A 19,379-nucleotide genomic window follows, 5' to 3' on the forward strand; every position below is an offset into this window, starting at 1 on the left:
AGTCAGGTATTCATAGCGCTTTCTGGAGAGGCGTTCGGTCGGGTAGGGAGGTTGTGATCTTATCTTTGTGAAACAGGATATCAGTGCCATGGCCCAGCATCCCACATCGAGCCGTTCGGGGATGGTCCCTTTCGCGTGGCAGGATCCTTTTCTGTTCGAAGGGCAATTGTCCGAAGAAGAACGCATGATCCGTGACACTGCGGCGGCATTCGCCGCCGACAAGCTCGCGCCGATCGTCGAGCGGGCCTATCAGGACGAGGTGACTGATCCCGATCTCTTCCGGCAGATGGGAGAGGCCGGATTGCTCGGGGTGACATTGCCGGAGGACTATGGCTGCGCCGCTTCTTCCTACGTGTCCTACGGCCTGGTCGCGCGCGAGATCGAGCGTGTCGATTCAGGGTATCGCTCGATGATGAGCGTGCAGTCCTCGCTCGTCATGTATCCGATCTATGCCTATGGCTCCGAAGACCAACGGCGCAAATATCTGCCGAAATTGGCCAGCGGCGACTATGTCGGCTGCTTCGGTCTGACCGAACCGGACGCCGGCTCCGATCCGGCCGGAATGAAGACACGGGCGATCAGGACCAATGCCGGTTATCGCATCTCCGGCAGCAAAACCTGGATTTCCAACGCGCCGATCGCCGACATCTTCGTCGTATGGGCGAAGTGCGAGGACGAGAACGACCGGGTGCGCGGCTTCATATTGGAAAAAGGCATGAAAGGCCTGTCGGCGCCGAAGATCGGCGGCAAGTTGAGCCTGCGCGCCTCGATTACCGGTGAAGTGGTGCTGGACAACGTGGAAGTGCCGGCCGACGCCATGCTCCCGAATGTCGCCGGCATGAGCGGCCCCTTCGGCTGCCTAAACCGGGCCCGGTACGGCATCGCCTGGGGCGCGATGGGCGCGGCAGAAGACTGCTGGCATCGCGCCCGGCAATACGGTCTCGAACGGCACCAGTTCAATCGTCCGCTGGCCGCGACGCAGCTCTTCCAGAAGAAGCTGGCCGACATGCAGGCCGAAATCACATTGGGTCTGCAGGCGGCCCTGCGCGTGGGGCGTCTGATGGATGAGGGCAGCTTCGCGCCGGAGATGGTGTCGCTGATCAAGCGCAACAATTGCGGCAAGGCACTCGATATCGCGCGAATGTCACGTGACATGCATGGCGGCAACGGCATCCAGATCGGCTATCACGTCATGCGCCACGCCCAGAACCTGGAAACCGTGAACACCTATGAAGGCACGCACGACGTGCACGCCCTCATTCTGGGCCGCGCCCAGACCGGTCTGCAGGCCTTCTTCTGAGGAAGCAGGGAAGTATCGCAATCGCATGCGCGTCTGATCTGATGCGTTCGTTCAGTTCAGGTTAGTCGTGTCAATGAGGGGAAACGGATTCGGTATCCTGTCCGCCGGCATCCATTAATCCGGCAAAGCCGGGATCGCTGGTACTCCCAAGGGGAATCGAACCCCTGTTTCCGCCGTGAGAGGGCGGCGTCCTGACCGCTAGACGATGGGAGCGTGCGCGGGAGAGGCGCATATAGGCGTGTGCCGGCGTCGCGTCAATGCTCCTTTTTCAGCTTCCGCCGGCGAAGCAGCAGTCCGTGTGTCGCGCATGGCATGATTTGCATCTGGATTGGCGTGATTGGCGAGTGCCAAGGCTGGGGCCGGAGCCTAGTTTCCCTCCGACAACGGAAGGGAAACGCGATGAGCGACAAGCAAACGCGCAAGAAGGTGGCGCTGGTGACCGGCGCGTCGTCGGGCATGGGCAAGGCGATCGCTGCTCGCCTGTTGGGCGAAGGGTTCAAGGTCTATGTCGCGGCGCGCAGCGTCAACAACATGCAGGAACTGGTCGTTGCCGGCGCGAAGCCGCTGCGCATGGACATTTCGAAGGATGAAGACGTCGTCGCCGCCGTCAATGCGATCCTCGCGGCCGACGGCGGCGTGGACGTGCTGGTCAACAATGCCGGTTTTGGCCTCTACGGCTCCGTGGAAGACGTGCCGCTGGACGAGGCGCGCTACCAGTTCGAGGTCAACCTCTTCGGCCTCGCAAGGCTGACCCAACTGCTGCTGCCCGCCATGCGCGAGCGCGGCGCCGGCCGGATCGTCAACATCACCTCGATGGGCGGCAAGATATATACGCCGCTCGGCGCCTGGTATCACGCCACCAAACACGCGCTCGAAGGTTGGTCCGACTGCCTGCGGCTGGAGGTTGCGCCCTTCGGCATCGACGTGGTGATCGTCGAACCTGGCATCGTTCGAACCGGCTTCGGCGGGGTCACCGGGCAGTTGATCACGCGGTTCTCCGGCGGCGGCGCCTATGAGAAGTTGGCGCGGACCGTTGCCAAGGCCACTGCGAAGACCTATGCGGCCCGCAGCGCTTCGGAACCGAAGGTCGTCGCCGACGTGGTGGTCGAGGCGCTGCAGGTGCGGCGTCCGAGAACGCGCTATGTTGTCGGATCTCTCGCGCGGCCGCTGATTGTCGCCCGGCGCTGGCTGGGCGACCGGATGTTCGACCGTCTGATCATGAGCCAGGTGAAGTGATGCACGTCGGATGAGCGCGGCAAACCAGAAATTCGCGGTTGACTACGCCTGGGAAGCGATCCTCACGAATCTGGGCGTGGCCAAGGGTGAATTGCTGCGCCACGCCGGCCTGCCGGCGGATCTGTTCGCGCGGCCGAAGCCGGAACTGACCATCGATGAGTATTTCCGTCTCTGGCGCAGCCTGGAGGTTCTGCTCGACGATCAGGCCTTCGCGCTTCGCGTGGGAACGGCCGTGCCGGCCGAGGCGTTCAGCCCGCCGATCTTCGCGGCATTCTGCAGCCCGAACCTCGACATCGCGTTGCAGCGCCTGTCGCGCTTCAAGCCGCTGATCGGCCCGCTGCGTCTCGATCTTTCCGCGACGGGGCAGGGGATCGCCGCGCGCTACGGCGCGATTGCGGGGCAGGGCTTGCCTTCGGCGCTGGCGACGACCGAACTGGTCTTCCTCGTCAACCTGGCGCGCATGGCGACGCGCCAGCGCATCGTGCCCGAGCGGATCGAACTCGCAGGGATGCCTGCGCAGGCGAGGCCGCTGGAGGAATTCTTCGGCGTGCGGCTAAGGTCCGGCGCGGACAACGTTATCGTGTTTTCGCAAGTCGACTGCGCGCGCCCCTTCGTCACCGTCAACGAGGCGATGTTCCGCACCTTCGAACCCGTGCTCGGCGCGCGGCTGGAGGAATTGCAGACCGGACAGGACTTCCGCGACCGGTTGCGCGCCTGCCTGATGGAGGCGCTGCCGAGCGGCCGGACCGCGATGGCCGAAGTGGCCGACCGGCTCGCCGTCAGCCCGCGCACCCTGCAGCGGCGCCTCGCCGAAGCCGGCAGTTCCTTCCAGGAGGAACTCGGCCGATTGCGCGCCGAACTGGCGCAGCACTACCTGGCCAATTCCGACTATTCCAGCGCCGAGATCTCCTTCCTGCTCGGCTATGAGGACCCGAACTCCTTCATCCGGGCCTTCCACGGCTGGACGGGCCGGACGCCGCAGGCGATGCGCGCCGAAACGCAGCTGCACTGACGCCGAAGCGCCTCAGATGTCGTCCACGACGGCCTTCAGCATGTCGCGCACCTGATCGGCGAGGAAATGCAGGTCCCGGTTGGGGATCGCCTGCATCGACGAGACGGGATCGACGGCGCTGACCATGACCTCGTCGCCCGGCGTCGCGCGCACCACGACGTTGCAGGGCAGCATCGCGCCGATCCGCGGCTCGATCTTGATCGCCTCGTTGGCCATCGTCGGATTGCAAGCGCCGAGGATCAGGTATGAGTCGATCTCCGCCCCGATCTTGGCTTTCAGCGTATCCTGGACATTGATCTCGGTGAGCACGCCGAAGCCGTGCGCGCCAAGCGCGGCGCGGACGCGTTCGACGATCGCGTCGAATGTCTCGCCCGAAAAGGTGCGGTCGATCGTGTAGCTCATGCTCTCCTCCCGTTTTGCATATGCCGTTTTTAGAATGTGAGCGCGAAGCGTGGCGATCGCAAGGCCCGCGCCACGGCCGTCGGAGGAGAAACGGCCCAGCGTCCGGCTGGTTCCCGCGCGTGCGGATCGTTTGCGGGATGATTCTCATGCGTTACAGACACAATCGGGGAGCGTGTCTGTAACGCTTGGCCGCTCGCAAGCTGTGACGAAACGGCCGTCTAAAATGGCGGCGAAGCGGGACTACCGCTCCGTGCCGCCCACGGTCATCTGGTCCATGCGCAGATGCGGCTGGCCGACGCCGACGGGGACGCCCTGGCCGGCCTTGCCGCACATGCCGACGCCGGTGTCGAGGGCCATGTCGTTGCCGACCATGGAGACGCGATGCATCGCTTCCGGGCCGTTGCCGATCAGCATCGCGCCTTTGACCGGATGCGTCACCTTGCCGTTCTCGATCATGTAGGCCTCGGTGCAGCCGAACACGAACTTGCCGCTGGTGATGTCCACCTGGCCGCCGCCAAAGGAGACGGCGTAGATGCCCTTGTCGACGGAGGCGATGATCTCGTCGGGCGTGTGCTTGCCGCCGAGCATGTAGGTGTTGGTCATGCGCGGCATCGGCACGTGAGCGTAGGATTCGCGCCGGCCGTTGCCGGTCGGCTTGACGCCCATCAGGCGGGCATTCTGGCGGTCCTGCATGTAGCCGACCAGCTTGCCGTCCTCGATCAGGACATTGTAGCCGGACGGCGTACCCTCGTCGTCGATCGAAAGCGAGCCTCGGCGGTTCTCGATCGTGCCATCATCCACGACCGTCACGCCCTTGGCCGCAACCTGTTCGCCCATCAGCCCGGCAAAGGCCGAGGTGCCCTTGCGGTTGAAGTCACCCTCGAGACCATGGCCGACGGCCTCGTGCAGCATGACGCCGGGCCAGCCGGCGCCGAGCACGATGTCGAAGGTGCCGGCCGGGGCGGGCTTCGCCTCCAGATTGACGAGCGCCTGGCGCAGCGCCTCGTCGGCACCGTGACGCCACGTGTCCGTCGCGATGAACTGGCCGAACTCCTGCCGGCCGCCCATGCCGTGCGAGCCCGTTTCCTGCCGGTCGCCGTCGCCGACCACGACGGCGATGTTGACGCGGGTCAGCGGACGGATGTCCTTGGCGAAATGGCCGTCGGCGCGCAGGATCTCGACCACCTGCCAGGAGGCGGACAGAGAGGCGGTGACCTGGCGCACGCGCGGATCCTTCGCCCGCAGATAGGCGTCGATCTCGGTGAGGAGCTTCACCTTGGCCTCGAAGGAGGGTTCACCGATCGGATTGGCGTCGCCATAGAGCTTGCGGTTGGTGCCCTGCGGCGCGTCGGAATATTTGCCCGCATGTCCGGTCGTCACGGCGCCGACGGCGTCGGCGGCCCGCTTCAGCGCGGCGAGCGACAATTCGCCCGATTCGGCGTAGCCGACCGCTTCGCCGGCAACGGCGCGCAGGCCGAAGCCGCGGCCGGTGTTGAAGGAGCCGGTCTTCAGGCGGCCATTGTCGAACATCAGCATTTCCGATTCGCCGTGTTCGAGGAACAGCTCGCCGTCGTCGGCCTTGGCCAGCGTGTCGGAAACGATGCCTTCAAGCGTCTCCCTGGAGACGTCGAAGGAATTGATCAGGTCGGGAACGGCGGTTTCGGCGGTCATGAAGGACGTCCTTTCGTATCAACCGACATGTAGGCGCGGGGGCAGGGCGGGGCAACCGTCCGCCCGATGCAAATGGCGTCAGCGCCGAAGCTTGCGCGCCCGCATGTGCAGGAAGATCGGCGCGATGCGCGTGTCGGCGACGGACGGCGCCGCGCGGGCGACCTCTTCGCTTGCGACCGGTTCGCCCATCGCCTCGATCATGAAGCCCGCGCCGACGACCATCGCGACCCAGTCCGACAGGGTGCGGTGGAAGCGCGGCACCTCGAAGGGCGCCACGGCGTCGCGCTCCTCCTGCGGGACGGCGGAAAACTTCCAGCGTTCGACGTCGCCATCCGTCGGTGTGAAATAGTCGCTGATCTCGACGGCATAGGCGTTGCCCTCCGCGTCGCGCAGCGTGCGCCGGCCGCCGGGCACGAAACACGGATGCAGGATGGAAAACTGCAGGAAGCCACCGGGACGGACGACCCGGAAGGCCTCGGCCAGCGCGGTGTCCTGGTCGGGCATGTCCATCAGCGACATGAAGGCGACCGCGAAATCGAAGGATCCGTCGGCAAAGGGCAGCCGCGAGGCGTCGCCGACCGTGAAATCGATGCCGAGCGGGTCGCGATCTTCGGCCTCGCGGGCATGGCGTATGAAGGTCGACGCTATGTCGATGCCGGTCATTCGCGCGCCTGCTTGCGCCACGGTTCGGGTATTGGAGCCTTCGCCGCAGCCGATGTCGAGGCCGCGCATGCCGGCGACGTCCGGCAGCATGGCGAGAAAGGCGGGTGTGTTCAGCGCGTCGCGATAGACGTCGTAGCCGGCCCGCGACTGGCGCGTCCAGGTTTCGGCGTTGCGCTCCCAGTAGCGGCCGACATCCTCCGATTTCACGACACGTCTCCCTTCCGGCCGCAGCCGGCCGGTCACGTCATGCGCGATGCGATCATGCGGTTACGGCAGCGCGTTGTAGCCGTCGGTGAAGCCGGTCAGATCGACCGGGATGCCGATGCCTTCCTCGGGCGTCTGGAAGACGTAGAAGGTGGCGCTGTTGCCGCCCTGCAGCGAGCTGATCAGGGCGTCGTCGAGGATGACCTCGGCATAGCAGCCGTCGGTGAAGCAGCGCACGAAATAGGCGCGGCCGATATCCTTGCCGTCGATGTTGAGGCCGAGCCCGTTGGGGAGAAGCACGCCGAGGGGGGCCAGCACGCGCAGGATCTGCGCCTTGCGATCGGCAGTCTTCAGCACGACGACCGACAGGCCGAATTCCTCCCGGTCCGCGGCGATGACGTTCTGCATCAAAACGCATTGCTCGGAAGACGCGCCGGGGGGCAGGTCGCAGACGATGGACCATGCCCCGTGAGTCGAGCGCACGCTGGACGGCTGCAGGGAGCGGCCGATCGTGTCCTGCGCAAAGGCGGGCACACCAGCGGCGAAGAGAGAGGCCAGCGCGACGAGAAACGCGACCGCGCGGCGCAGCCACGCCGACCGTCCATCCACCTGCCGGCGGCCGTCGCGGCCGGACTGCATGCGGTAGTCTGGGGCGGGCAGGAAGGTGTCGGTCATTGTCGGGCCAGGCTCTGCGCTTCGAATTCGTTCTGTGTCGGCTTCGGAGAGGCTCATTTCCACTTCCTTGAGGGAAGCCGAAAACGGCCCAACACGTCGGTCCGCCCTTTTAGCGCAGCCAGCGACGAAAGGGAAAGAAGCCGATTTCGCCTTCACACATGGTTTCTGGTCGAAATCAAGGCAGGGCGCGTTTTTTTGTCACGTCAGTGACTTGGCAAACACCGACAATTCGCCAATAAGCGCCCCGTGTGGCAGACGCGTTGCGCGCAAAAATGACGCATGGTTTCGACTTGTGTTCCAGTTGCGCGGAAATGCGGTCTGTGATTGATACAGGTCAATGACGGGCGGTCACCCGCGCGGCCGCGGCCCGGGCGTCCTGTGATTGGGAGTTACAAACGTGCTGAAAAAATCGGCCTGGCTTGCAGGCATCGTATCCATCGCTTCCGTGTTTTCGGCGAGCGCGGCGCTGGCCGCTCAGCCGATGCCGTGGCAGACCGACCTGCAGCCGGCGGCAACCGGGATCATGCACGAGATCCGCTGGTTCGAGGAATACACGCTGTGGTTCGTGGTCCCGATCGTGCTGCTGGTGCTCGGCCTTCTGGTCTATGTGGTCGTGCGCTTCAATCGCCGCGCCAACCCGGTCCCCTCGCGTACCAGCCACAACACGATGATCGAGGTCGTCTGGACCGTCGGTCCGGTACTCATTCTCTTGCTGCTGGCCGTGCCGTCCTTCCAACTCCTGACCGCGCAGTACACGCCGGAAAGCGAGCCGGAAATCACCATCAAGGCGACCGGCTACCAGTGGTATTGGGGCTATGAATACCAGGGCGAGGAAGGCGAGGACGTCGCTTTCGATTCGCTGCTTCTGCAGGAAGGCGACCGCGCCGACTACGGCAAGGAAGACAAGGCCGCCTATCCGCGCCTTCTGGCCGTCGACAACGAGATCGTCGTTCCCGTCGACACGACTGTGCGCCTGCTGGTCACCGCCGGCGACGTTCTGCACTCCTGGGCGATGCCCGCCTTCGGCGTGAAGATGGACGCGGTGCCGGGCCGTCTCAACGAGACCTGGTTCCATGTCGAGGAAGAGGGCATCTATTACGGCCAGTGCTCCGAACTGTGCGGCAAGGACCACGCCTTCATGCCGATCGCCGTGCGCGCCGTCTCGCGTGACAAATACGACGCCTGGCTTGTCGCCGCCCGCGACGACGTCGAAGAGGCGAACAAGATGCTGATGGCCGCGATCGCGCTCGACACCGAGCGCAAGCTGGCTTCGGCCGAATAAATCTCTCGAGGAGCATGCAAGACATGGCTGGATCAACCGTTCACGACGCCCACGCCGATCACAAGCCGCAAGGCTTCGTGCGGCGCTGGATGTTTTCGACCAACCACAAGGACATCGGAACGCTCTACCTGATCTTCGCGATCTGCGCGGGCGTCTTCGGCGGCTTCCTGTCCGTGATGATGCGCTGGGAGCTCGCCGAGCCGGGCATCCAGATCTTCCACGGCCTGGCGCAGATGGTCTACGGCGTCGAAGGCGACTCGGCGCTCGACGCCGGCAAGCACATGTTCAACGTGTTCACCACGGGTCACGGCCTGATCATGATCTTCTTCATGGTCATGCCGGCGCTGATCGGCGGCTACGCCAACTGGATGGTGCCGATCATGATCGGCGCGCCGGACATGGCTTTCCCGCGCATGAACAACATCTCTTTCTGGCTGCTGCCGCCGGCCATCATCCTGCTGGCGATCTCCATGTTCATGCCGTCGGCGCCCGGCGCCTATGGCGTGGGTGGCGGCTGGACGATCTATCCGCCGCTGTCGACCTCCGGCCAGCCCGGACCGGCCATGGATTTCGCGATCCTGTCGCTCCACATCGCCGGCGCGTCCTCGATCCTCGGCGCGATCAACTTCATCACCACGATCTTCAACATGCGCGCTCCGGGCATGACGCTGCACAAGATGCCGCTGTTTGCCTGGTCCGTGCTGATCACCGCCTTCCTGCTGCTGCTCTCGCTGCCGGTCCTGGCGGGCGGCATCACGATGCTCTTGACCGACCGCAACTTCGGCACGACCTTCTTCGCGCCGGACGGCGGCGGTGACCCGATCCTGTTCCAGCACCTGTTCTGGTTCTTCGGTCACCCGGAAGTCTACATCCTGATCCTGCCGGCCTTCGGCATCATCAGCCACATCGTGTCGACCTTCTCGCGCAAGCCCGTCTTCGGCTATCTCGGCATGGCCTACGCCATGGTCGCAATCGGCGTCGTCGGCTTCATCGTGTGGGCGCACCACATGTACACGGTCGGCCTGTCGCTCGACACGCAGCGCTACTTCCTGTTCGCCACGATGGTGATCGCGGTGCCAACGGGCGTGAAGATCTTCTCCTGGATCGCCACCATGTGGGGCGGTTCGCTGGAGATCCGCACCCCGATGCTCTGGGCGATCGGCTTCATCTTCCTGTTCACGGTCGGCGGCGTGACGGGCGTGCAGCTGGCCAATGCCGGCCTCGACCGCGCCCTGCACGACACCTACTACGTGGTCGCGCACTTCCACTACGTGCTGTCGCTCGGCGCCGTCTTCGCGATCTTCGCCGCGTGGTACTACTGGTTCCCGAAGATGTTCGGCTACATGTACAACTCGACCATCGCGCGAATCCATTTCTGGGTGACGTTCATCGGCGTGAACCTGGTCTTCTTCCCGCAGCACTTCCTCGGCCTTGCCGGCATGCCGCGTCGCTACATCGACTATCCGGACGCGTTTGCCGGCTGGAACATGGTGTCGTCCTACGGCTCCTACCTCTCGGCCATCGGCGTTCTGATCTTCCTCTACGGCGTGTGGGAAGCCTTCTCCCGCAAGCGTGAGGCCGGCGCCAATCCGTGGGGCGAGGGTGCGACCACGCTGGAGTGGCAGCTGTCCTCGCCGCCGCCCTACCACCAGTGGGAGCAGTTGCCCCGCATCAAGTAAGGGCAACCGGGACAAACAGAACACGCTGCCCGGTGCCATGCATCGGGCAGCAGCGTTAGAAAGAGGCCCTGCGGGGCGGAAATGAGCGAATGTCGCTAGTCGATAACATCGAGAACGAAGCCGTCCGCGTCTCCGAGGCGCTGCCCGAGGACTATTTCGCGCTTCTCAAGCCGCGCGTGATGTCCCTGGTCGTCTTCACGGCCTTTGTCGGCATGATGCTCGCGCCGGGTTCGATCAATCCGCTGATCGCCTGCATCGCCATCCTGGCGATCGCTGTCGGCGGCGGCGCGTCGGGCGCATTGAACATGTGGTACGACGCCGACATCGACGCCGTGATGACCCGCACCAGGAAGCGCCCGATCCCGGCTGGCCGGATCGCGCGCGGCGAGGCGCTCGCCTTCGGGCTGATCCTGTCGGTCTTCGCGGTCCTGACCCTCGGCACGCTGACCAACTGGGTCGCCGGCGGCCTGCTCGCCTTCACCATATTCTTCTACGCCGTCATCTACACCATGTGGCTGAAACGCTCGACACCGCAGAACATCGTCATCGGCGGCGCGGCGGGCGCTTTCCCGCCCATGATCGGGTGGGCTGCGGTGACCGGCGGCATCAGCCTGGAAAGCGTGATCCTGTTCCTGATCATCTTTCTTTGGACGCCGCCGCATTTCTGGGCGCTGGCGCTGTTCAAGCTGCGCGACTACGACATGGCCAATGTGCCGATGCTGCCCAACGTCGCCGGCGAACGCCACACCAAGCTGCAGATCGTCGTCTATTCGGTCGTGCTGACGGCGATTGCCGTCGCCCCATGGCCGCTCGGCTTCGCCGGTCCGGCCTATGGCTTTACCGCCGTGCTGCTCGGCGCGAATTTCCTGCGTCATGCCGTGAACGTCTGGCGCATGCCCGACGGTGACGCGACCATGATCCCGGCCAAGAAATTGTTCGGCTTTTCGCTCGTCTATCTGGCGGCGCTGTTCACGGTGATGCTGGCCGAGGCGCTCGTCTCCATGGTGATGGCGTGGTGACGGCGATGAGCGACGACAAGCCCGAAATGGTCGAACTGACCGACGTGCAGAAGAAGGCGCAGCGCCGGCGTTCGATCGCCATCGGCATCGTGCTCGCCGCATTCGTGATCATCGTCTATGTCGGCTCCTGGGCCAAGATGGGCGCTTCGATACTCGATCGGCCGATGTGACGGGGACGTGATGGCTCAAGACGGAAAGACCACGAAAGCGAGCCGCCGCAACGGCCTTGTCGCCGCGATCGGCATCGGCATGGTCGTCGGCATGGTCGGCATGGCCTATGCCTCCGTGCCGCTCTACCGCATCTTCTGCCAGGTCACCGGCTATGGCGGCACCACCCAGCGCGCCCAGACCGCGGGCATCAAGGTTCTCGACAAGACGATCAAGGTGCGGTTCGACGCCAACACCGCCGCCGACGTGAACTGGGACTTCAAGCCGAAGCAGCGTGAAGTCGAACTCAGGATCGGCGAGACCATGCAGGTCGCTTATTCGGCGCACAACAATTCAGTTCGCCCCGCGACCAGCACGGCGACCTTCAACGTAACGCCGCAGGCAGCTGGCGCCTACTTCAACAAGATCGAGTGTTTCTGCTTCACCGAGCAGACGCTGCAGCCCGGCGAAACCGCCGACATGCCGATCGTGTTCTTCATCGATCCCGACATCGTGGACTCCGAAGAACTGAAGGACATTTCCACCATCACGCTCTCCTACACCTTCTTTGCTGTTGACGATCCCGGGCCGGTCGCGCAATCAGTCACGAAGGCGGACGAGACGAAAACCATACGATAACTCGGGGATAGGCTTATGGCCGACGCACACACCAAACATCATGATTACCACATCATCGATCCGAGCCCCTGGCCACTGATGGGCTCGATCGGCGCGCTGATCATGGCGATCGGCGGCATCGGCTGGATGCAGGCGCTGAAGGGCAACGAGTTCGGCCTTCTCGGGCTTCCGCTGTCCAACCCCTGGGTCTTCTTCATCGGCCTGCTGGTCGTGCTCTACACCATGTTCGGCTGGTGGGGCGACACCATCAAGGAAGCCCATCAGGGTCATCACACCCGCGTCGTGTCGCTGCATCTGCGCTACGGCATGATCATGTTCATCGCGTCGGAAGTGATGTTCTTCGTCGCGTGGTTCTGGGCGGTCTTCGACGCCAGCCTGTTCTACGACGAGGCGCGCCAGTTCTCGCGACTGGCCTATACGGGCGGCACGTGGCCGCCGCAGGGCCTGGAAGTGCTCGATCCGCTGCACCTGCCGCTCTACAACACGGTTATCCTGCTCCTCTCGGGCACGACGGTCACCTGGGCGCACCATGCGCTGCTGCACAATGATCGCCAAGGCCTCAAGTGGGGCCTGGCGATCACGATTCTGCTCGGCATCCTGTTCTCCAGCGTGCAGGCCTACGAATACGCGCATGCGCCCTATTCCTTCTCCGGTTCGCTCTACGGCGCGACTTTCTTCATGGCGACGGGCTTCCACGGGTTCCACGTGTTGGTCGGCACGATCTTCCTGCTGGTCTGCTTCTTCCGGGCCCTGGCCGGGGACTTCACGCCGAAGCAGCATTTCGGCTTCGAGGCGGCGGCCTGGTACTGGCACTTCGTCGATGTTGTCTGGCTGTTCCTGTTCTTCGTGATCTATGTCTGGGGTTCCTGGGGCGCGCCGCTCGCGCATTGATGATCGACCATCGACCTGAATTGAGTGAGGGCGGCCGTGGCGACACGGCCGCCCTTCGCATTTGACCCCGAAGACGGAGCAGGCATATGACGGACATTCGCGAGGAAGTGACGAAATCCGGTGGGCGATACGTCGCGACGGTGGTTGGCCACGAATCCGAAATGACCTATTCGCGTGTGTCGCCGCGGCTGATCATCATCGACCACACTGATGTGCCGGACGCGCTACGCGGCAAGGGCGTCGGGCAGGCGCTTGCCCTCCACGCCGTGGAGGCGGCGCGCGCCGGGGGCTGGAAGATCATCCCGCTATGCCCGTTCTTCAAGGCGCAGTCGCTGCGCCATCCGGAATGGGAAGACGTCATCAACAAGTGACGGGCACGATCACGCGGCCGCGGCATCGCGCGGTGTCGATCCGGCGGCCATGATCGTGATACATGGCTTGCGCAACAGATCGGCCGACGATCGAGGAGTCTTACGTGGCAGCACCGCAAACGCAGACCGAGTGGCAGGGCGGGCGCCGAGGCTTTCCCTGGCTTCTGGTGGTCTCGACACTTGTCGCGCTGGCGATCCTCATCTCGCTCGGCAACTGGCAGGTCCGCCGGCTGGCCTGGAAGGAAGGTCTGCTTGCGACGATCGACACGCGCATCCACGCCGAGCCGGTCCCGCTGGCGCAGGTTCTCTCCAAGATGCTCTCTGGCGACGATGTCGAATATCTGCCGGTCACACTGAAGGGCACTTTCCTTCCGGAAACCGAGCAGCACGTCCTGTCGACCTGGAAGGGCGTCTCTGGCTGGAACCTGTACCAGCCGCTGCGGCTGGAGGACGGCGCGATCCTCTTCGTCAATCGCGGCTTCGTGCCCTATGACCGCAAGGACCCGGCGACGCGCCCGGAGAGCCTTGCGCAGGGCGAGCAGGTCATCACCGGGCTCTCGCGCCTGCCACTCGACGAAAAGCCGTCCTTCCTCGTGCCGGAGAACGACCCGGTGAAGAACCAGTATCACTGGAAGGATCTTACCGCGATGACCGTTGCCGCAGGGCTGACGGGCGAGACAGTGCTGCCGCTTTTCGTCGATGCCGGCCCCTATGCCGATCCGAGGCGACTGCCGATCGGCGGGGTCACCAATATCGACCTGCCCAACAGCCACCTGCAATATGCCGCGACATGGTATGGTCTGGCAGCCGCGCTTCTCGCGGTGTCGGGCGTCTTCCTGTGGCGGCGGCGGCGATAGCACTACCGCCCACAGTGGGCTGAATCGTTCAGTCGATCGCCGTTCTGGCGACTTTGCCTCTGGGTGGGCACCACGGGGCGTCTTGGCGATGCAAGGGAGCGGTTGCTGCCGTACGTGCATCTTTCGTTTTCTGCTGAAACGCCTCAGCGAAGGATCTGGTTGTTCTCTCCGGCATACTCATCAGCCGCCAATCGCCCCCGAACGACGCTTGACACCCGCGCCACCCGATCCCTAATCACGGCAATGAACATCTCTGCCAAACCTCCCCTCACGATCCGCCTGTGCGAGCCGCGCGGCTTCTGCGCTGGTGTCGATCGGGCGATCCAGATCGTCGTGTTGGCGCTGAAGAAATACGGCGCGCCCGTCTATGTGCGTCATGAGATCGTGCACAATCGCTTCGTCGTCGACGGCCTGCGCGATCGTGGCGCCGTCTTCGTGAAGGAGCTCGGCGACATCCCGGCCGAGCATCGCGACCGGCCGGTCGTGTTCTCGGCGCATGGCGTGCCGAAATCGGTGCCGGCGGACGCCGAGAACCGGCACATGTTCTATCTCGACGCGACCTGTCCGCTGGTCTCCAAGGTGCACAAACAGGCGATGCGCCATCAGCGCCTCGGCCGCCACGTGCTCTTGATCGGTCATGCCGGCCATCCCGAGGTCATTGGCACGATGGGTCAGTTGCCGGAAGGCGCCGTGACGCTGGTCGAAACGGTCGAGCAGGTGAACGGCCTTTCCGTGCCGGACGAGGACAATCTCGGCTACGTAACCCAGACGACGCTCTCCGTGGATGACACAGCTGACATTGTCGCGGCGCTTGAAGCGCGCTATCCCGCGCTGACGCCGCCATCGTCGGAATCCATCTGCTACGCCACGACGAACCGCCAGGAGGCGGTGAAAATGGCCGCGCCCGGCACAGACCTGTTCCTGATCGTCGGTGCGCCGAACTCGTCGAACTCGCGCCGCCTTGTCGAGGTCGCCAAGCGGCACGGCGCGGCAGAGGCGTTGCTGGTCCAGCGCGCAGACGAAATCGACTGGGGGCGGCTCGACGCGGTTTCCGCCGTCGGCCTGTCGGCGGGCGCCTCGGCGCCCGAGATCGTCGTCCAGGAGATCATCGACGCCTTCCGCGCCCGGTTCGACGTCACGGTCGATCTCGCGCTCACCGTCGAGGAGACGGAAAACTTTCCGGTCATGCGAGACCTGCGCGACACCGAACTCGCTTCGGCCGACATGGCCTTCCTCAACGGCGCGGATCGCTGACCCATGGCTGTCTACACCGACATCACCGAGTCCGAACTCGGCGCGTTTCTGGCCGGCTACGACGTCGGCGAACTGCAATCCTATCGCGGCATCGCCGAGGGCGTGGAGAACTCCAACTTCCTCGTCCACACGACGACGGGCCAGTTCATCTTGACGCTCTACGAGAAGCGGGTGAACCGGGACGAACTGCCGTTCTTTCTCGGTCTCATGCAGCATCTGGCGACGCATGGCATTTCCTGCCCGCTGCCGGTGAAGCGCCGCGACGGCGGCACGCTGGGCGAATTGGCTGGGCGGCCCGCGGCAATGGTGACGTTTCTGGAAGGCATCTGGCTGCGTCGGCCGCAACCCGTCCATTGCGCCGAGGTCGGCCGTGGCCTGGCCGAGATGCATCTGGCGGCCGACAGCTTCACGATGACGCGCCGCAACGGCCTGACCCTGGAGGACTGGCGGCCGCTCTGGGAGAAGGCCCGCGACCATGCTGACGGTATCGAGCCGATGCTCCGAACGGAGACGGAGGCGCTTCTCGATCAACTGGAGGCGCAGTGGCCGCGTGACCTGCCGCAGGGCGTCATCCATGCGGACCTCTTCCCGGACAATGTCTTCTTCCTCGGCGACCGGCTGTCAGGGTTCATCGACTTCTATTTCGCCTGCAACGACGCCTTCGCCTACGATCTGGCCGTCTGCCTGAATGCATGGTGCTTCGAGCGGGATCACGCCTTCAACGTGACCAAGGGCAAGGCCTTCCTTAACGCCTACAACGCCGTGCGACCGCTGACCGACGCGGAGGTCGACGCCTTGCCGATCCTGTCGGCGGGGGCGGCGCTGCGTTTCATGCTGACGCGGCTCTATGATTGGGTGATGACGCCGGAGGGATCGCTGGTGGTCAAGAAAGACCCGCTGGAATATCTGGCCAAGATGCGCTTCCACCGCCAGGTGCGCGCCGCCAGCGAATACGGACTGGACTGATGACTGGCAAGACGATCGAGATCTTCACCGACGGCGCATGCTCCGGCAACCCGGGACCGGGCGGCTGGGGCGCGATCCTGCGCTACAACGGCACCGAGAAGGAGCTGAACGGCGGCGAGGCGAAGACCACCAACAATCGTATGGAACTGTTGGCGGCGATCCGCGCGCTGGAGGCGCTGAAGGGCGGGCCGCATCGCATCGAGCTCTACACGGATTCTTCCTATGTGAAAGACGGCATCTCCGGCTGGATCCATGGCTGGAAGCGCAATGGCTGGAAGACGGCGGCCAAGAAGCCGGTGAAAAACGCCGAACTTTGGCAGGAGCTCGACGCGCTGACGCATCGCCACGAGATCAGTTGGCATTGGGTCAAGGGCCATGCCGGCCACCCCGAAAACGAACGTGCCGACGAACTAGCGCGAGAGGGCATGAAGCCTTTCAAGGGCTGAGATGTTGGCGGCGGCAAATTGTCAGGCGCTGAAGGCTGAGCCACGGGGGAGACGCTTCATGAGAATGGTGGTTCTGGCTTCGCTGGCCGTGTTCGCCTCGGGCGTTTCTCCCGCTGCGCTGGCGCAACAGGGGCCAGTCAGCGCGGCTGTGAAACGTTCTGTCACGCCGCTGAAATCGAACGAGTTCTGGCTTCAGGTCGCAAGCCGACAGACCCTGCCGGATGCGATCGAATTGGCCGAGCACTATGCGCCGCACTTTCCCAGGACTGCCGTGCTGCAGGCGCCGAACGGCTGGTACGCCATCATCGTCGACGTGGTCGAGAACGGCGCTGTGAAGGACCCGCTGGCACGTTTGAAACAGGAAGGCCGCATTCCGGACGATAGCTATGCGACGCCCGGAAAGACGTTCTTGTGGATCGCCTGGCCGGCGATAGACCCCTACGCGCCGGTGACCGGCGTCAACTGAGCGATTTCAGCCAAGCTGTTCCAGCATGGCCGCCGCGCCGGAGGTGGTCGCCTCGCCGCGCTTTTCTTCCAGGTTGACTGCCGTGACCTTGCCGTCCTCGACGATCATCGAGTAGCGGATCGACCGCAGGCCAAGCCCACCCGCCGACAGATCGGCGTCCATGCCGACCGCCTCGGTCAAGGCTGCGTCCCAGTCGGCGATGAAGGTGATCTTGCCGAGCCCGCCGGTCGCCTGCGCCCATGCCTTCATGACGTGATGATCGTTGACCGACAGGCAGACGATCTCGTCGACGCCTTTGGCGAGGATCGTGTCGCGGTTCTCGATGAAACCGGGAAGGTGGTTGAGGGAACAGGTGGGTGTGAAGGCGCCCGGCAGGCCGAACAGGACCACCTTGCGGCCGTCGAACAATGCGCCGGTGGAGATCTCCGCCGGTCCGTCCTCGGTGATCTTGATTACGTTCAGGCTCGGGATCGTCGCTCCGACTTCGATGGGCATGCTGTTCTCCGGTTCAGATTGTTGGGCAAAGACATAGAGCGATCGGCGCGGAAAGGGGAGTGGTCCGATCGCGATTTTGCGCGCCTCAGGGCGCCGGCACCGTCAAGGACGTTTCCACAGCGTCGATCCCCTTTCGCGCAGTGACCAGCAGGTCCAGGTCTCCGGCTTCGGCCGGGTCGAATGCCGGCTCGATACGGAAGGTCGTCGAACTGTCGTCACTGGTGACGCGCACGGGCTTTTTGAACGGATACGTCGAACCTGCCGAGACGAAGAGCTGCGGCTCAGCTTCTGCGGAGGCGTGATGCAACGTGATCTCGATTGACCCGTCCGTGGTCCAGGTCGCGCTGTCAATAGCCAGCCGCTCGGTGTTGCCGCGGGGCAAGGCGTCGAAGGCGGCGTTGAGCAGCAGCTTCTGCATGGCGTGGCCGCGACCGTCGTTCGGCGTGACCTCGAATCGGACGCTGACCGGTACGCAGACGTCGTGGCAGATGCCGAGGAACACGTCTGCTGCGACCGCCTGCGGCGTCGCGCCGCCCGACAGGGTGAAGGTCAGGGGCAGCGCGACCGGCTGCTTGTAGCCGGCCCAGGAGCCGTAGGCGTCGTCCGACCACTCGGGCGCCGGATAGTGGATTTCCACGGCCTCGATCGCGTCGCTGTCGATCGAGATTTGCGGCGGAATTCCAGCGGAGCCGGGTTCGCGCCAATAGGTCTTCCAACCGGGCTCAAGCTCGATCTGCAGCAGGCCGCGCATGTCGCTGCGGCCGGGCTCGGCGGGTTCGACAAGCATCCTCAGACGTGCGCCGTCGGTCACCTCCCAGGGCGATGAAGCGGCGAGCACCTGTTGCGGCACAATGGCGCAGATAAGGGCGAAACCCGCCGGCCAGTTCTTCGTCAGCAAATGGATCATTGGGCTCAAATGGCCTTCGCAAGGTCGGTTGGCAATCGCAAAAGGACAGCCACCAGCGTCAACTCTTTGTGACAAAAAGCCCATTCACCCTTGCCCGCCGCGGTGCAAAAAAAACTGGCGAAATCCCATCGCAGTGTTACGCTTCTCCCATGGAGATCTTGGCGAAAAGCGGATTCAAGAGCGGTTCCGGGCAGTTCGAGGGGAAGTTCCTTGTAGCGATGCCCGGCCTCGCCTCGTCCTTCTTCGCACAGACGATCATCTATGTCTGCGCCCACAACGAGGAAGGCGCGATGGGGTTCGTCGTCAACAAGACGCGAGACATGACCTTCTGCGACCTCGTCGAGCAGACCGACGTGTTTTCCGAAACGGCCATCCCGCAGATGCCCACGAGCGTGGCCCATGCACCGGTTTGTCACGGCGGCCCGGTGGACGAACATCGCGGCTTCGTTCTGCATTCCACCGACTATTGCGGCGATTCCACCATCCCCATCTCGGATTCGGTGTTCCTGACATCGACCACGCAGGTTCTGCGCATGATCGCGAATGGCCACGGGCCGCATAGATGCGTGATTTCGCTCGGCTATTCCGGCTGGGGGCCGGGTCAGCTCGAGACCGAGATGATGGACAACAGCTGGCTAACGCTGGAAGCCGATCCCGGGCTGGTCTTCGACCGCGATCACGACACCAAATATGACCGGCTGCTGCGCGCGGCTGGCATCCAGCCCGAACATTTCGTGGCCGATTGCGGTCACGCCTGACCCGCGCATTCTTCTGATTCTCGCTGAAATGCTATCGCC

General features: G+C 64.1%; 22 protein-coding genes and 1 tRNA gene. 16 read left to right on the plus strand and 7 right to left on the minus strand.

Annotated elements, in window-relative coordinates:
- Positions 1–121: 121 nt before the first annotated feature.
- Positions 122–1,300 carry an acyl-CoA dehydrogenase gene (locus tag MRY80_RS17150; protein ID WP_293292328.1) on the plus strand — a complete coding sequence of 393 codons (1,179 nt, stop codon included), beginning with the start codon at positions 122–124 and terminating at the stop codon, positions 1,298–1,300.
- A gap of 138 nt (positions 1,301–1,438) precedes the next feature.
- Here MRY80_RS17150 and MRY80_RS17155 read toward each other — a convergent pair.
- Positions 1,439–1,513: transfer RNA gene (locus MRY80_RS17155), tRNA-Glu, on the minus strand.
- Between the two features lie 186 nt (positions 1,514–1,699).
- Between MRY80_RS17155 and MRY80_RS17160 the strand changes: the two genes are divergently transcribed.
- Positions 1,700–2,536 carry an oxidoreductase gene (locus MRY80_RS17160; protein ID WP_293292277.1) on the plus strand — a complete coding sequence of 279 codons (837 nt, stop codon included), beginning with the start codon at positions 1,700–1,702 and terminating at the stop codon, positions 2,534–2,536.
- A gap of 10 nt (positions 2,537–2,546) precedes the next feature.
- Positions 2,547–3,548, plus strand: coding sequence for an AraC family transcriptional regulator (locus tag MRY80_RS17165; protein WP_293292278.1), 1,002 nt, complete (start codon positions 2,547–2,549; stop codon positions 3,546–3,548).
- Between the two features lie 12 nt (positions 3,549–3,560).
- On the opposite strand, the gene MRY80_RS17170 is transcribed toward MRY80_RS17165, so the two are convergent.
- The 4 genes from MRY80_RS17170 to MRY80_RS17185 form a co-directional block, all read right to left on the minus strand.
- Complete coding sequence (locus MRY80_RS17170; RefSeq protein ID WP_293292279.1) at positions 3,561–3,950, minus strand: DUF302 domain-containing protein; 390 nt, start codon at positions 3,948–3,950, stop codon at positions 3,561–3,563.
- A gap of 240 nt (positions 3,951–4,190) precedes the next feature.
- On the minus strand, positions 4,191–5,621 hold the full coding sequence (gene tldD / locus MRY80_RS17175) for a metalloprotease TldD (protein ID WP_293292280.1): 1,431 nt from the start codon (positions 5,619–5,621) through the stop codon (positions 4,191–4,193).
- Between the two features lie 78 nt (positions 5,622–5,699).
- Positions 5,700–6,491: a class I SAM-dependent methyltransferase gene (locus MRY80_RS17180; protein WP_293292281.1), complete on the minus strand. Its 792-nt coding sequence runs from the start codon at positions 6,489–6,491 to the stop codon at positions 5,700–5,702.
- Positions 6,492–6,551: 60 nt separating this feature from the next.
- On the minus strand, positions 6,552–7,127 hold the full coding sequence (locus MRY80_RS17185; RefSeq protein ID WP_293292329.1) for an invasion associated locus B family protein: 576 nt from the start codon (positions 7,125–7,127) through the stop codon (positions 6,552–6,554).
- 436 nt (positions 7,128–7,563) lie between these two features.
- Between MRY80_RS17185 and coxB the strand changes: the two genes are divergently transcribed.
- From coxB to MRY80_RS17245, 12 genes are all read left to right on the plus strand, one after another.
- Positions 7,564–8,445 carry a cytochrome c oxidase subunit II gene (coxB, locus tag MRY80_RS17190; protein WP_293292330.1) on the plus strand — a complete coding sequence of 294 codons (882 nt, stop codon included), beginning with the start codon at positions 7,564–7,566 and terminating at the stop codon, positions 8,443–8,445.
- Between the two features lie 23 nt (positions 8,446–8,468).
- Entirely contained in the window at positions 8,469–10,124 is a 1,656-nt protein-coding gene (gene ctaD / locus MRY80_RS17195) for a cytochrome c oxidase subunit I (protein ID WP_293292282.1), read from the plus strand.
- A gap of 89 nt (positions 10,125–10,213) precedes the next feature.
- Positions 10,214–11,143 (plus strand): heme o synthase, encoded by a 930-nt coding sequence (locus MRY80_RS17200; protein ID WP_293292283.1) that lies wholly within the window; start codon positions 10,214–10,216, stop codon positions 11,141–11,143.
- Between the two features lie 5 nt (positions 11,144–11,148).
- The gene (locus MRY80_RS17205) at positions 11,149–11,313 is read left to right on the plus strand and encodes a hypothetical protein (protein ID WP_293292284.1); all 165 of its coding nucleotides are present in this window, start codon (positions 11,149–11,151) and stop codon (positions 11,311–11,313) included.
- A gap of 10 nt (positions 11,314–11,323) precedes the next feature.
- On the plus strand, positions 11,324–11,929 hold the full coding sequence (locus MRY80_RS17210) for a cytochrome c oxidase assembly protein (RefSeq protein ID WP_293292285.1): 606 nt from the start codon (positions 11,324–11,326) through the stop codon (positions 11,927–11,929).
- Between the two features lie 15 nt (positions 11,930–11,944).
- Positions 11,945–12,820 (plus strand): cytochrome c oxidase subunit 3, encoded by an 876-nt coding sequence (locus MRY80_RS17215; RefSeq protein WP_293292286.1) that lies wholly within the window; start codon positions 11,945–11,947, stop codon positions 12,818–12,820.
- Positions 12,821–12,906: 86 nt separating this feature from the next.
- Entirely contained in the window at positions 12,907–13,191 is a 285-nt protein-coding gene (locus tag MRY80_RS17220; protein ID WP_293292287.1) for a GNAT family N-acetyltransferase, read from the plus strand.
- Positions 13,192–13,295: 104 nt separating this feature from the next.
- Positions 13,296–14,048, plus strand: a complete 753-nt coding sequence (locus MRY80_RS17225; protein ID WP_293292288.1) for an SURF1 family protein — start codon at positions 13,296–13,298, stop codon at positions 14,046–14,048.
- A gap of 243 nt (positions 14,049–14,291) precedes the next feature.
- On the plus strand, positions 14,292–15,302 hold the full coding sequence (gene ispH / locus MRY80_RS17230) for a 4-hydroxy-3-methylbut-2-enyl diphosphate reductase (protein ID WP_293292289.1): 1,011 nt from the start codon (positions 14,292–14,294) through the stop codon (positions 15,300–15,302).
- A 3-nt stretch (positions 15,303–15,305) separates the two neighbouring features.
- Positions 15,306–16,268 carry a homoserine kinase gene (locus tag MRY80_RS17235; RefSeq protein ID WP_293292290.1) on the plus strand — a complete coding sequence of 321 codons (963 nt, stop codon included), beginning with the start codon at positions 15,306–15,308 and terminating at the stop codon, positions 16,266–16,268.
- A complete protein-coding gene (gene rnhA, locus MRY80_RS17240) occupies positions 16,268–16,714 on the plus strand; it encodes a ribonuclease HI (RefSeq protein WP_293292291.1) in 447 nt (148 codons plus the stop codon). The genes MRY80_RS17235 and rnhA overlap by 1 nt, the downstream gene beginning before the upstream one ends.
- A gap of 58 nt (positions 16,715–16,772) precedes the next feature.
- Positions 16,773–17,180, plus strand: a complete 408-nt coding sequence (locus MRY80_RS17245; protein WP_293292292.1) for a hypothetical protein — start codon at positions 16,773–16,775, stop codon at positions 17,178–17,180.
- Between the two features lie 6 nt (positions 17,181–17,186).
- Here MRY80_RS17245 and MRY80_RS17250 read toward each other — a convergent pair whose 3' ends face one another.
- Together MRY80_RS17250 and MRY80_RS17255 are read right to left on the minus strand one after the other, a co-directional pair.
- Positions 17,187–17,675 (minus strand): peroxiredoxin, encoded by a 489-nt coding sequence (locus tag MRY80_RS17250; protein ID WP_293292293.1) that lies wholly within the window; start codon positions 17,673–17,675, stop codon positions 17,187–17,189.
- 85 nt (positions 17,676–17,760) lie between these two features.
- Positions 17,761–18,582 (minus strand): protein-disulfide reductase DsbD domain-containing protein, encoded by an 822-nt coding sequence (locus MRY80_RS17255; protein WP_293292294.1) that lies wholly within the window; start codon positions 18,580–18,582, stop codon positions 17,761–17,763.
- 158 nt (positions 18,583–18,740) lie between these two features.
- On the opposite strand from MRY80_RS17255, the gene MRY80_RS17260 reads away from it, so the two are divergent.
- Positions 18,741–19,340 carry a YqgE/AlgH family protein gene (locus tag MRY80_RS17260; protein ID WP_293292295.1) on the plus strand — a complete coding sequence of 200 codons (600 nt, stop codon included), beginning with the start codon at positions 18,741–18,743 and terminating at the stop codon, positions 19,338–19,340.
- Positions 19,341–19,379: the final 39 nt, after the last annotated feature.

Origin of the sequence: Oricola sp., assembly GCF_022763245.1 — a bacterium.
Taxonomy (GTDB): Bacteria; Pseudomonadota; Alphaproteobacteria; order Rhizobiales; family Rhizobiaceae; genus Oricola.

Bases quoted from the DNA above. Each gene is read 5' to 3' on its own strand.
- MRY80_RS17235 (WP_293292290.1), top strand. From the start codon at position 15,306: ATGGCTGTCTACACCGACATCACCGAGTCCGAACTCGGCGCGTTTCTG.
- rnhA (WP_293292291.1), top strand. From the start codon at position 16,268: ATGACTGGCAAGACGATCGAGATCTTCACCGACGGCGCATGCTCCGGC.
- MRY80_RS17210 (WP_293292285.1), top strand. From the start codon at position 11,324: ATGGCTCAAGACGGAAAGACCACGAAAGCGAGCCGCCGCAACGGCCTT.
- ctaD (WP_293292282.1), top strand. From the start codon at position 8,469: ATGGCTGGATCAACCGTTCACGACGCCCACGCCGATCACAAGCCGCAA.
- MRY80_RS17170 (WP_293292279.1), bottom strand. From the start codon at position 3,950: ATGAGCTACACGATCGACCGCACCTTTTCGGGCGAGACATTCGACGCG.
- MRY80_RS17200 (WP_293292283.1), top strand. From the start codon at position 10,214: ATGTCGCTAGTCGATAACATCGAGAACGAAGCCGTCCGCGTCTCCGAG.
- MRY80_RS17220 (WP_293292287.1), top strand. From the start codon at position 12,907: ATGACGGACATTCGCGAGGAAGTGACGAAATCCGGTGGGCGATACGTC.
- MRY80_RS17165 (WP_293292278.1), top strand. From the start codon at position 2,547: ATGAGCGCGGCAAACCAGAAATTCGCGGTTGACTACGCCTGGGAAGCG.
- MRY80_RS17250 (WP_293292293.1), bottom strand. From the start codon at position 17,675: ATGCCCATCGAAGTCGGAGCGACGATCCCGAGCCTGAACGTAATCAAG.
- MRY80_RS17185 (WP_293292329.1), bottom strand. From the start codon at position 7,127: ATGCAGTCCGGCCGCGACGGCCGCCGGCAGGTGGATGGACGGTCGGCG.
- MRY80_RS17245 (WP_293292292.1), top strand. From the start codon at position 16,773: ATGAGAATGGTGGTTCTGGCTTCGCTGGCCGTGTTCGCCTCGGGCGTT.
- MRY80_RS17255 (WP_293292294.1), bottom strand. From the start codon at position 18,582: ATGATCCATTTGCTGACGAAGAACTGGCCGGCGGGTTTCGCCCTTATC.
- ispH (WP_293292289.1), top strand. From the start codon at position 14,292: ATGAACATCTCTGCCAAACCTCCCCTCACGATCCGCCTGTGCGAGCCG.
- MRY80_RS17150 (WP_293292328.1), top strand. From the start codon at position 122: ATGGTCCCTTTCGCGTGGCAGGATCCTTTTCTGTTCGAAGGGCAATTG.
- MRY80_RS17205 (WP_293292284.1), top strand. From the start codon at position 11,149: ATGAGCGACGACAAGCCCGAAATGGTCGAACTGACCGACGTGCAGAAG.
- MRY80_RS17215 (WP_293292286.1), top strand. From the start codon at position 11,945: ATGGCCGACGCACACACCAAACATCATGATTACCACATCATCGATCCG.
- MRY80_RS17160 (WP_293292277.1), top strand. From the start codon at position 1,700: ATGAGCGACAAGCAAACGCGCAAGAAGGTGGCGCTGGTGACCGGCGCG.
- tldD (WP_293292280.1), bottom strand. From the start codon at position 5,621: ATGACCGCCGAAACCGCCGTTCCCGACCTGATCAATTCCTTCGACGTC.